Origin of the sequence: Chryseobacterium sp. MHB01 (assembly GCF_034651565.1) — a bacterium.
Taxonomy (GTDB): Bacteria; Bacteroidota; Bacteroidia; order Flavobacteriales; family Weeksellaceae; genus Chryseobacterium; species Chryseobacterium nepalense.
In genome coordinates this window covers 70753-83936 of the sequence record NZ_JAYEDA010000011.1, presented here as the reverse complement: position 1 = coordinate 83936, position 13184 = coordinate 70753, and the positions used below count along the sequence as shown (strand labels likewise).

Genomic DNA, 13184 nt, shown 5'->3' with positions numbered 1-13184 from the left:
AGGTTTTATTTTAAAGATCGTTATTGGTATTGTTGTGATTATGATCCTTTGGCGGTTTAGGATAATTTCCTTTGGTAACCTCTCCCACTGTGTTTGCTGCAGTCATCGCTACGACAAGATCATTCAGCATGTTGCTGGCTGCAGTTGGAGAATTAGGCAGAAGCACAAGATTACTTCTGTTGCTGGAACCTACGGAATGTAAGGTGTCATAATGCTGGGTAACAACAATCAAAGCAGAAGCTTCGTGGGAATTAATTTCCACATTATTCAACATTCTTACGGATTCTTCAAGCCCCTTGGCAATTTCCCTTCTCTGGTCTGCAATCCCTTGTCCCTGAAGTTTTTTGGATTCCGCTTCTGCTCTTGCTACGGCAACAATGCGGATTCTCTGGGCTTCAGATTCGTATTCTGCCGCGGTTTTCTCTCTTTCTGCCGCGTTGATTCTGTTCATCGCGTGTTTTACCTGTTCATCCGGATCAATATCTGTTACTAATGCTTTAATAATATCGTAACCATAACTTTGCATGGCTTCCTGTAATTCTCCTTTTACAGCAATAGCAATATCATCTTTTTTTACGAAAACATCGTCCAGCTTCAGCTTGGGAACTTCCGCCCTTACCACATCAAAAACATAGGAAGTAATCTGGTTTTCCGGATTTTCGAGGCGATAATACGCATCTCCCACCTGTGTTCTGATCACCTGATATTGTACTGAAATTTTCATTTTGATAAAAACATTGTCTAATGTTTTGGTATCAATCATCACATCCAGCTGCTGAATTCTAAGGTTCAGTCTTTTGGCAATCTGATCAATAATCGGCAGCTTAAGATGAAGCCCCGAATGCTTCACGGCCTGGAATTTTCCAAAGCGTTCGATGATGGCTGCAGTTTCCTGTTTCACCACAAAGAAGGAAGCAAATAAAATAATTAATCCGATAAAAATAATAGGTACTAAAAAAAGACTCATAGTTATAATTTTTGATATAAATTTGTATTCTTCATAAAGATATGGTTTTTAGATTTAAAAAGAAAACCGGACACTCTATTGCATCCGGTTTTAATATATCCTCTCTACAGTCGTTATAATAAGATTACATCGTCATACCAATATCAATTCCTTTTATTTTACGGTAGAGATCCGTGGCAAAATTATCCGTCATTCCGGAAACAAAATCTATTATTCCCAAAACCTTTTGGTAATCGGTTCCGTTTTGATAAACAAATTGCTGCGGAAGGAGTTTTAATGCTTTTTTGTCATAGGACTTTCTTTCGTCCTCATGCTTCAGAATAGAAGGAATAAAGTGATCCAAAAGTTCATACATTACGTTATAACCTGCATTTTCGATTTCAACTACGGCTTTATGATTGTATATTTTCTCAATAGAAAAACTTTCAATATCCTGTAATGTTTTATTCTCGGATTTATAAAGATCCAAAAGCGCTGTATCAAGATTTCCTTCCAGAATTTTATCAAAGTTTTGTTTATACATTTCCAGCGATTGGTTGATCAGTGCGTTAATAACCTTGGCACGAAGGTATGAGATCTGTTCATTTTCATTGGAAATAGAGCTCAGTTTGGTCTCAATGCGCTTTACATCATCTGATTCGGACTTTACCAGTTCAAAAAAAAGATTTTTGCAATCGGCGGTAGAAACAATTCCGAGGCGGTGTGCGTCTTCCATATCAATAATATTGTAGCAGATATCGTCAGCCGCTTCTACCAGCCATACAAAAGGGTGTCTTTTGAAAATATGAGGATCTTCACTTTCTGAAATCAGATTGGTTTCTTTAGCAATTTCAAGAAAAATATCTTTTTCATTCTGAAAGAAGCCGAATTTTTTACGATGAATAAACCCTTTCTTTTTGGCAATGGCTTCACAGGGATACTTAGCGATACTTGCCAAAGTTGAAAACGTAAGCTGTATTCCTCCGGCATCTTTTCCCTGCTGTTGCTGCGCCAAAACTCTTATGGCATTGGCATTTCCTTCAAAATTCATCAGATCTGCCCATTCTTTTTCATTGAATTTAGGCTTTAGGTCTGTCTCATTTCTCTCAAAATAGCTTGCAATAGCATCTTCCCCGGAATGCCCGAATGCAGGATTTCCAACATCATGGCAAAGGCACGCCGCAGCAATTACATTTCCTAAATTATGGAGATAAAAATTTTTAGCATCTTCTGTAAGATCATTTTTATACTGATCATGAATGAACTCCCCCATTACGCTTCCCAGACTTCGGCCCACAGAAGAAACTTCCAGTGAATGCGTAAGGCGGTTATGTACAAAAACACTTCCCGGCAACGGAAAAACCTGAGTCTTATTCTGAAGTCTCCTGAATGCCGATGAAAATATAATTCGGTCAAAGTCTCTCTGGAAATCCGTTCTTGAAGCTTTTGTGTTCGGATTGTTACCTGTACGCTGATTTGTGAAAATCTGGTTTAAGTTCATCATGTGCCAAAATTAGCTCAAATTTATTTTTTTTCCGACACATCCTCATCATTTTTTATCATCTGTTTATATTCTTACAGCTGCTAAAGCTTGTTGTGGCAAAATTATTGTTATCTCGAATATAAAATAAGATCATGCCCGAAGGTCCTTCCATAATTTTAATGAAAGAAAGCATTCAGAAATTTGAAGGCGGAAAAGTTCTTGAAGTTTCCGGAAATGCCAAAATCGATAAAGAAATCCTGGTTGGAAAAACGCTGAAAGAAATAAAAACCTTCGGAAAACAAACGTATCTTATATTTGATGATGTCGCGGTAAGGATTCACCTGCTGATGTTCGGTTCTCACAGTGTGGATGAACAGACGAAACCCGACCGGCAGCTAAGGCTGTCTTTACTATTTTCCGGCGGAAGCATTTATTTCTATACCTGCCATGTAAAAATGGTGGATTCTGAATTCTTAGCCGGTATTGATTGGGAAGCTGACGTCATGAGTGACAGTTGGAATCCTACAAAAGCATTAAAGAAACTTAAAGCAAATCCCGAGATGATGGTTTGTGATGCTTTGATGGATCAGGATATTTTTTCCGGAGTCGGAAATATTATTAAAAATGAAGTTTTATTCCGAATTGAGGTACAGCCCGAAAGCCTTTTAGGCAAAATGCCGGATAAAAAATTAAAGGAACTAATGAAAGAAGCCCGAAATTATAGCTTCGATTTTCTGGAGTGGAAGAGAGAATTTACGCTTAAGAAACACTGGCTGGCCCACACTAAGAAAACATGCCCGAAATGCGGACAAAAATTCATCAAAAAGCAGACAGGTAAAGGAAAAAGAAGAAGTTTTTTCTGTGAAACCGATCAGCAATTATATCATTAATTTCTACTTACTTTCTATCTTACACATTTTAAAAATTATATGATTTGTTTTTTATTGAGCCATGTAAATAACACATTTACAGCAATATTTCATTCTCATATTTTGAAATAATTTTCACCTCTAAAGGATTTAAAAATTAAATTTTGTTCATATTAAAGTATTTTACTCAAATTTAGGTGATTTAAATCAGGTTTTATTTGAAGCTATGCGACGCATTTCGATTATTAAGTTTTGAAGCTTCAACATCTTCTTTTGAAAGAATCACAAAAAATTAAATAAAAATTAACAAATTCATAAATTAATTTTCAGTTATATATTAAATATACGTAAACTAATTTTAGCCTAAAAGTTAATTTAACACACTTAAAACACTGATATACATCATAATTTTTACTTTCAGATATCATTTTATTGTCGTAATATTGCAATATCAAATCAACAATAATTAATCAAATAATTAAAAATACAATAAAATGATCGCTTACATCGGAATCGCAACATGTTTAGTAGTTTTTTCTTCTTATTTCGCAACAGTTAAGAGAGAAGAAAGAAACTAATTTAAATTCTGTGGCTAGGAAGCCTAAGAACTCACAAATGAATTATATTGTTTATGTTTTCAACTTTTAATGGTTGACTGCTCTTTTACTCAGCGGAGTAAAAGGGCAACCAAAACATAAGGCAACTTACACTAAGGACAATTTTTAATTTTTATAATAGCCGATAATGTCGAACATGTATTTGTTCGGCTTTTTTGTTGAATAACCTTTATATTTGCCGGTAAAATCTCCCGATGAACCTCTACAACCTTATTATTCAGGATAAAGAAGAAATAGCGCTCACAGATGTATTCCTTGATGCATATAATAAGGAACTGATCACACAGCTTATCAAAGAAAACACCTATGCTCCGGAATTACATGAGTACGGACTTCCGGTAAATAATAAAGTACTGCTTCAGGGAAGTTCAGGCTGCGGAAAAACCATGACCGCAAAAGCGATTGCCCATGAATTGGGTAAAAGCATTATTATTCTTAATTTAAGCAATATTGTTTCTTCAAGAATCGGGGAAACTTCACAGAATATCAAAATGATTTTTGATAAGGCAGCAAGAGAAAGATCGGTTCTGTTTCTTGATGAGCTGGATCAGATCGGCAAAGCAAGAGGCAGTGATGACAAAGACGTAGGCGAAATGAGAAGACTGGTGAATACCCTGATTCAGTTGATCGACTATTATCCGGAAAATGCATTGCTGATCTGCGCTACCAACCATCCTGAAATTATTGACACTGCTTTACTTCGCCGCTTTCAGCTGAAAATTAATTATGAAATGCCTTCCGAAGAATATCTTGATCTGTTTTATGATAATATTCTCGATAAATTCCCGGAAGATCTTCAAGATATTGTTAGAAAGTACAATATTTCTTTTGCCGAAGCTAAGGATTATGCTTTTACGGTGGTGAAAGGGAACCTCATCAAAAAGCTTGAAGGTGAGAAAATACAAAACTTTAAGTAATTGTTACACCGTCAGTTCGAGTCTTTTTCGGAGCAAAGCGTAGAAAAATGTATCGAGAACCAGCGAATGAAAAAGGCTTGTAGGAGTAACTTTTCGATATGATTTTTTCAAAATCTACTCAAAGTGACGAACACAAAGTTAATCCACAAAAAAAGCCCTTTCATCACTGAAAGGGACTTCTTCTAATATAATATGAATAAACTAAGTATGTTCTTTTTTATTGAACAACAATTTTAAAATTGCTATTTAAGTTCTCCCCGGAAACGTTCAGAATATAATTTCCTGCAACCTTTCTGCCTGCAATATTCAGACTAAAAATTCCATTTCCATTAGCATTAATCTTTTCTTTAAAGATGATTTTTCCCGTCATATCAACAACGGTCGCGGTAAGGCTGGATTTCTTATACTCAGGAAGTTTGATGGACAGCTGGTCTTTTACAGGATTCGGATATACTGTTCCCATATTCTTGCTAATGCTGAATTCATCATTACTCAATACAGCCTGGTTATAAAGTGAATAAACTTCCGCCGCCGTTAATGCATAGTTGTACATTTTAAGCTCATCAAAGGCACCTTTATATGGAGCAGAAGCATTGGCTGTCACCTGAAATTCCAGCTCGCCGATATTTCCGATGATAAAATCACTAGACTCACCAATTCCTGTAACAGCCGTTTCATCTCCTTCGGAACTTAAAACACCATTGGTATAAATTCTTATTTTATGAGCAATAACATCACGCTGGATCACAACATGCACCCAATTATTGGTAAAATAATTAGCGATGGGTGAGGTAATCTCTTTTTTAGTCACATTATCGTCAATTGCAAAACGGAGCTGGCCCCCTTTGATTTCTACATTAAAGCGTTTTCCGGTAGCTCCTGTAGAAGCATTAGCCGTTATAGAACCTTTGCAAAGAACGTATAAACTTGTAGAGGAAGAAGACGGTATCATGCTCGCCGGTGCTTTCATCCAGTAAGAAACCGTAAAAGAATTAGCATTAAATAAAATCTGATCCTGGTGAGGAATGCTTGCAATGTAGATATTGTTTGGAGCTGTAGCAAGATCCAGGGCATAATTTTCTTTTCCGGGAACCCGTACATTGGCATTATCATAGGAAGTATTTAACGTTCCATGATTGGCAAAAGATGTCACATCTGCAATCTGCGTCCCTGACGAAGGTGCTTCTGTAAAAGGCCAGCTTCCGACCAGTGTCTGTGTTAATGCACGAAAAGACCATACATCACCTGTCGCAGTACCCAAAGTATTCGTAGCATCTACTCTCCAATAATAATTCGTTGCAGGGTTAAGGTTGTTTAACTGATAAGAAGGTGAAGCGCTGTAAGAGACCGTTCCGATATTACTTAAATTTCCCGGATCTGTTCCGAAATAAACGGAATATGTTGTTGTATTTGTGCTTCCATTCCATTTTAAAAGCAGATTTCCGCTGTTTAATTCTGCACCGGTATTTCCATTTGCAGGAACGGGATTGATTGCTTTTGTCGGAGGTGAAGGAATTGGCGGTGTTGTTACTGAAGCATTTGAAGTGTATACAGAAGACTCTGAAGCATTGACTGCTTTTACCCTGTAGTAATACTGCGTATCTGGGGTTAACCCAGTTTCGTTATATGTTGTCGTATTCGCACCTAATGTCGCAATCACCGAAAAATTTGTCCCATTGTCTGAACGTTCCAAAACATAACCTGTTTCGTTCGTGGCATTATCATTCCAGTTAACCGTTAGAGAGCTTACAGCAGGATTTCCTGTTGTCACTGCATTGGTGAAATTCAGATTGGTTGGCGGAATAATAAAATCCGGAGCCGTTGTAGTGGGTAAACCGTTAATGTAAACTTCAATATTCAGATACGGTGCATTGGTAGCACTTACTTCCAGAGCGTCGAAAACATTTTTATCAGTTCCATGGGCATCTTCCCACGCATCTGGCATTCCGTCATTATCGGTATCCAAAGGAGCCGGTGCACCATAAACGTGTCCTGCCCCTCCATTGGTAAAACCAAATTGGTTGGCTAAATCAGTCTGCACATAAACATAGGTAGCGGTAGTTCCTTTCGACTGCAAGTCTGAAATCATTAAATTATCCACCTGGTCACGTCTTGGATAAGATGCTCCCACTCTTGAAACAATATTGTCGTATGCTTCCTGGGCACTTAATGCAGGATTTTTCACCGGATAATCATATGGAGCACTTAATATCGCTGCAGGATCACCGACCGGATAGCCCGTTAAATCCTGAGGAACCAGGGAACCATCGAGTAATCCATTCTTATTATTATCGAAATAATTTCCGGAACCATAGAGGTTAAAATTAGCATTCCCGACGCTGAAAGGGGTAGTCACTGTATTGCTTGTGTTAGGTCCTCCAATAAAATAATTGTTGATGATATTCGCGAAAGAACTTCCCGCAGAATCCCCGCCCATGATGTAAGCTTCTCCGGATTGGGTATGCCCATAGGTATTTCCGTAATTGCCCCAGTTGTACACCACATTGTTTACAAACTCATTAATGCCTTTTATTTTATTATTACGCGTCTTGTTGCAGATGTATAAATTTCCGATCAGGCTTATTTTACCTCCCGGTGGAGGCTGCATCAGTCCGCCGGCAGAATGATTGTGACGGTGCATTCCCTGACCGATAATAGAATTCTGAATCGTTATATTATCAGGCGCTGTGCCGTTATTATCCCAGTTCACCGAGAAAACTTCGTCCGTACCCCAGGTAAAAGTCATGTGATCTAAAATGATATTTGCTCCGTTGGCAATTCCTGAGGCATCCTGGTTTTGAGAAGTACCTCCGTAACGGATTCTGAGATATCTTGCAATGGTATTATTGGCTCCTGTAAAGGAAACTCTCGGTCCCAAAAACACAATTCCCTCTCCGGGAGCGGTCTGTCCGGCAATCGTTGTATTGGCTGCAACAGCAACAATGGACTGTAAATTCACAATACCTCCCACTTTGAAGATGACAAATCTTCCCGGCTGGCTCACTGCATCACGGAATGAGCCCGGTCCACTGTCATTTAAGTTGGTAACTAAATAAACCTGGGGATTGGCAGCACCTCTCGCTCCTGTCGTAAATCTTCCAAAACCGGTAGCTTCCGGAAAGGCTAATGTCTGTGCCTGTAAGTCAAATGTAGAATAGGTTAATCCGCAAAACAGTAAGGCCGTAAGGGTGTGTTTAGGTAGTAATGATTTTATCATATGATTAATTTTGTGTTAACTAATCTAAACACAAACGTGAATACAGGCATCCTGTTGCGTCCTGCTGAAACCTAAAAATCAAATGATTGCGGATTAAATTAGTATGTAATAGAATTAATTATTCTGAGAAAAATTTATCAAATCCTTACAGCAAGCATCATAAGAGATCATTCAATTGCTTTTATAGTTTCCTTCAAGGGTTTCGAACAGGTAATCAATCATTTCAATGAAGCGATCAGGTATTTCAAAGAGGCGGTCAACGGCTTCAAATGGGCGGTCAAGCACTTAGAATAAACAATCAACCGTTTCGAAGAGGAAATCAACAATTCCGAAGAGGAAATCAAGCACTTAGAATAAACAATCAACCGTTACGAAGGAGAAATCAACAACTTCGAAGAGGCAATCAAGCACTTAGAATAAATAACCAACCGTTACGAAGAGGAAATCAAGCGTTCCGAATGGGCAATCAAGTACAATTCACTACATTTCAATAGTTTATTAGGCTTATAAAAAAATCCCTCTCATCACTGAAAGGGATTTTGTATTTAAAAAAGTTTAATTACATATAAGCTTCAATAGGCTCACAAGTACATACTAAGTTTCTGTCTCCGTAGGCTTCGTCTACTCTTGAAACAGAAGCAAAGAATTTATGATCTCTCACCCACTCCAGCGGATATGCTGCTTTCTCTCTGCTGTAAGGTTTATCCCATGAATCAGAGATTACCAATTGTTCCGTGTGAGGTGCATTTTTCAACACGTTGTTTGCCGGATCTGCATCACCGTTTGCAATCTCATCAATTTCATGCTTGATCGCGATTAATGCTTCTGCAAAACGATCGATTTCAGCTTTGCTTTCAGATTCTGTAGGCTCAATCATCAATGTTCCCGCCACAGGGAAAGAAACGGTCGGCGCGTGGAATCCGTAATCCATAAGTCTTTTCGCAACATCTGCCACTTCAATTCCTAACGATTTGAACTGTCTGAAATCTACGATACATTCGTGTGCTACTTTTCCGTTTACGTTGGAATATAAGATCGGGAAATGCTCGGCTAAAATTTCTTTTAGGTAATTAGCATTTAAAATAGCATGCTCTGTTGCTTTTTTCAATCCTGAAGTTCCCAACATTTTGATGTATGCATAAGAAATATTCAGAATTAATCCTGAACCGTAAGGTGCTGCGGAAATACCGTCTATTGATTCTTTAGAACCGATTTTAATGTTCGCATTGGAAGGTAAGAAAGGCACCAAATGTTTAGCCACACAGATCGGGCCAACGCCAGGGCCTCCTCCACCGTGAGGAATTGCGAAAGTTTTATGTAAGTTTAAGTGACAAACGTCTGCCCCGATATTCCCAGGACTTGTGTATCCTACCTGTGCGTTCATGTTAGCTCCGTCCATATATACCTGTCCGCCATGCTCATGGATCAAAGAAGTAATTTCTTTAATGTTGGCATCGAAGAATCCGTAAGTTGAAGGATATGTGATCATTACACAGGAAAGATTTTCAGAATGCTGTTCTGCTTTAGCTTTTAAATCATCGAAGTCGATTTCACCGTTTTCAAGGTTTTTCACTACCACGATCTTCATTCCTGCCATTGCTGCAGACGCCGGGTTTGTTCCATGCGCTGATTGCGGAATTAAAACAACATTTCTATGGCCTTCACCTCTAGAGATATGATATTCTCTGATCACCATTAAACCTGCGTATTCTCCCTGTGCACCGGAATTCGGCTGTAAAGAAGTTCCTGCAAAACCTGTGATTTCAGCTAAATCTTTTTCCAGTTCGCTGATCATTTCCTGATAACCTGCTGCCTGATTCACCGGTACAAATGGGTGAATTGCTCCCCAGTTTTCCCATGAAAGCGGTAGCATCTGCGTTGCTGCGTTAAGCTTCATTGTACAAGAACCTAAAGAAATCATAGAGTGTGTCAATGATAAATCTTTTCTTTCCAGGCGCTTGATGTAACGCATCAGTTCTGTTTCCGTATGGTATTTATTAAATACTTCTTCCGTAAGAATTTCGTCTTTTCTTAAATTCTCATCAGGAATACTGTATCCTTCTTTTATTTCTAATTTGAAACTTTGCTTATCTTTAAACTGAGCAAAAGATGCCATCAGATAATTCAGTTTATCCAACGTTGTACTTTCGTTGATCGCAATACTTACCACACCTTCCGTGAAATAATTCAGGTTGAGTTTATGATCAAGCATCATTCTCATCAGTCTTCCTTTTTCATCTTCACTAAGGTTGATTTTTACCGTATCGAAAATCGGTTCTTCAACGATGTCATATCCTAATGCTTTAAGCCCGTTTTTAAGAGCATTTGCTTTAAAGTGAATCTGATCTGCGATATAGTTCAATCCTTTCGGACCATGGTAAACAGCATACATTCCAGCCATTACTGCCAGAAGAACCTGGGCTGTACAGATGTTTGATGTTGCTCTCTCTCTTTTAATGTGCTGCTCTCTGGTCTGTAATGCCATTCTGAGGGCACGTTTTCCGTAAGCATCCTGAGAAACCCCGATAATTCTTCCCGGGATATCTCTTTTATAATCTTCCTTACAAGAGAAGAATGCCGCGTGAGGTCCTCCGTATCCCAACGGAATACCAAATCTCTGCGTTGTCCCTACAGCACAGTCGGCACCCATTGATGCAGGAGATTTTAGCTTAACCAAAGCCATCGGATCGCAGGCAACTACTACCTGTAGATCTGATTTTTTATATTCAGCGATATTTTGAGTATAGTCTAAAACGATTCCGTTTTTACCAGGATATTGCAATAACACACCGAAGTAAGAACCGTCGAATTCATGAGAAGCATGATCTCCTTCAACGATTTCAATTTCCAGTCCTTCTGCTTTTGTTTTTAAAACGGATACAGTCTGCGGTAATACAAGATCTGAAACGAAGAATTTATTAGCTCCTGCCTTTTTCTGATCTTTTGTTCTGTTATTGAAGAACATGTGCATGGCTTCTGCTGCTGCGGTGGATTCGTCCAGCAATGATGCATTTGCCAGGGCAAAACCTGTAAGATCACATACAACAGTCTGGAAATTAAGAAGCGCTTCCAGCCTTCCCTGTGCTATTTCCGCCTGATAAGGAGTATATGCAGTATACCAGCTCGGGTTTTCAAAGATATTTCTCTGAATAGCCGAAGGCAACAGCGTATTATGATATCCAAAACCGATATAGCTGGTGTAATCCGTATTTTTCGATGCCAGCTCTTTCGAATGATTCAGCATTTCGTATTCTGAAAGCGGTTCTGAAATGTCAAGATCTTTCTCTAAGCGGATAGAAGAAGGAATGGTTTGAGAGATGAGCTCTTCAACACTTGAAACGCCAATTTTTTCCAGCATTGCCTGTTTATCGGCTTCATTTACTGAAATGTGGCGGCTCACAAACTGTTCTGTATTCATTTTTATTTATTAGATTTTGTTGTAAAAAAGATTCGTAAAATTACGATTTTTTAGAAAATTGTACAAGTAAATTAAGAACGTACAGAAATTACAAAAAGTATATTATCCTATTCAAAATTAAGAGGTTTTTATTGTCATTTTGAAATAAAAATAAGGCAAATACTCAATTTTGCATAAATTATTTCAGGCTTTATTTTTTTTAATTCTTTAAAAACTAACCTAAAAACATGGACAAATGAATACAATTTTATTATAAAATTATTACAAGGGATGAATTTTTCATTTATGCACTAACGATTTATTATTCAACCTAATAAATTTCATGAAATTTTATTATCTGTATTTATTCTAAATTAATATATTTGCATCATGAACATGATTCTCCCATTTAAAGTACCGCCTTTAGCACCTGTATATTCTGCAAATTCTGAAGAAATGTATTGTGGTGATAAGAAATCCTGCTGCAAGAAATTTAAAAAAGGAAAACGGTGCAAGAAATGCCCCGGAAGAAAGAAGATGGCCTAATGCCCGAAGCTTTTTATTAAAAAATACAGGGCCAGGATAAGTAAACCAACAGCCACAATAATTTTCATGATTTTTGGCTGACCGTGCGGGTTTGCAGCTGTTCTCGGCTGCGATCTGAATAATTCTTCTGCTTTTTCTTTGAATTTTTCTGTATCGCTTTCAAAAACTTCGGTAATGGTAATGCCTTGTACCGCCGTTTTATGCAGCAATGAATTGGTAGCATGCAGCAAAATCTGAAATTTTCCGTCTTTAAATTCCGTAATTTTAAATACTCTTTCTCCATACGCTTTTTCCAGCCCGAAAGGCAAAACCTTCACTACATCCGCATTTTGTGTCTGCCAGGTCACGATAATTTCCTCCCCTTTTTTTGCATGGATTTTATTGGCTGAAAACGTCTTGATGGATGGCGGAACCGTATACCGAAAGCTTTTCTGCTGACTTTCTAAATTCTGATCATAAGAATGTCTCCTGCTTTTATCGCTCAGCGTTTCATAAGCTTCCTGTATTTCCCTGAAGCGGTCTGCAAAGAAATCATCATTCTGATTTTTGTCGGGATGGTATTTTAAAGAAAGTTTACGATATGCTTTTTTGATGTCTTCTTCTGAAGCATCGTGCGGAATCCCTAGAAAATAGTAATAATCTTTCATTGAATGATACAAAAGTAAGGAATTTGTGTTGGCGGGCAAAGGGTAAATTCTTTTTAACGTGAGGTTCGCGAAGTTTTTTTAATGTTTTTAATTTAATCTAATGTTGTCATGCTGGAAGCATCTCAACAAGCATTTTAAACGCGAAGTACACAAAGATTTTTTTTTAATACTTGAGAATATCGTTTCGTTCACAAAGGCGTTCCAATCAGCAAAGTTCATAAATAGACTCATGAAATTAAATGCAGGGTTTTATTTATCCCGCGGATTTCACAGATTACGAAGATTTTTATAAAAGTTTTAATTCAATCTAATGTTGTCATGCTGGAAGCATCTCAAAAAGCATTTTAAACGCGAAGACACAAAGATTTTTTTAAATAGCTGAGAATATTTTTTTTGTTCGCAAAGGCGTTCCACTCAGCAAAATTCGTAAATAGGCTCGTGAAATTAAATGCAGAGTTTTATTTATCCCGCGGATTTCACAGATTACGAAGATTTTTTTATAAAAGTTTTAATTCAATCTAATGTTGTCGTGCTGAAGCATCTCA

7 protein-coding genes are annotated in these 13184 nt (G+C 37.8%); 2 read left to right on the top strand and 5 right to left on the bottom strand.

The annotated features are described in order from the left end of the window. Positions 1-10 precede the first annotated feature (10 nt). Positions 11-967 carry an SPFH domain-containing protein gene (locus U9K52_RS16860; RefSeq protein ID WP_312174847.1) on the bottom strand — a complete coding sequence of 319 codons (957 nt, stop codon included), beginning with the start codon at positions 965-967 and terminating at the stop codon, positions 11-13. A gap of 124 nt (positions 968-1091) precedes the next feature. Beyond that, positions 1092-2447 (bottom strand): deoxyguanosinetriphosphate triphosphohydrolase, encoded by a 1356-nt coding sequence (locus U9K52_RS16855; RefSeq protein ID WP_248394954.1) that lies wholly within the window; start codon positions 2445-2447, stop codon positions 1092-1094. A 134-nt stretch (positions 2448-2581) separates the two neighbouring features. Here U9K52_RS16855 and U9K52_RS16850 point away from each other — a divergent pair, with 134 nt between their 5' ends. Together U9K52_RS16850 and U9K52_RS16845 are read left to right on the top strand one after the other, a co-directional pair. Further along, positions 2582-3319, top strand: coding sequence for a DNA-formamidopyrimidine glycosylase family protein (locus U9K52_RS16850; RefSeq protein ID WP_322927452.1), 738 nt, complete (start codon positions 2582-2584; stop codon positions 3317-3319). A 790-nt stretch (positions 3320-4109) separates the two neighbouring features. Then, positions 4110-4832, top strand: coding sequence for an AAA family ATPase (locus tag U9K52_RS16845; protein ID WP_248393837.1), 723 nt, complete (start codon positions 4110-4112; stop codon positions 4830-4832). A gap of 217 nt (positions 4833-5049) precedes the next feature. On the opposite strand, the gene U9K52_RS16840 is transcribed toward U9K52_RS16845, so the two are convergent. The 3 genes from U9K52_RS16840 to U9K52_RS16830 form a co-directional block, all read right to left on the bottom strand. Continuing rightward, on the bottom strand, positions 5050-8049 hold the full coding sequence (locus U9K52_RS16840) for a LamG-like jellyroll fold domain-containing protein (RefSeq protein WP_322927451.1): 3000 nt from the start codon (positions 8047-8049) through the stop codon (positions 5050-5052). Positions 8050-8608: 559 nt separating this feature from the next. Beyond that, positions 8609-11467: an aminomethyl-transferring glycine dehydrogenase gene (gene gcvP, locus U9K52_RS16835; RefSeq protein WP_322927450.1), complete on the bottom strand. Its 2859-nt coding sequence runs from the start codon at positions 11465-11467 to the stop codon at positions 8609-8611. Between the two features lie 521 nt (positions 11468-11988). Beyond that, positions 11989-12639, bottom strand: coding sequence for a J domain-containing protein (locus tag U9K52_RS16830; RefSeq protein WP_248393845.1), 651 nt, complete (start codon positions 12637-12639; stop codon positions 11989-11991). Positions 12640-13184 lie beyond the last annotated feature (545 nt).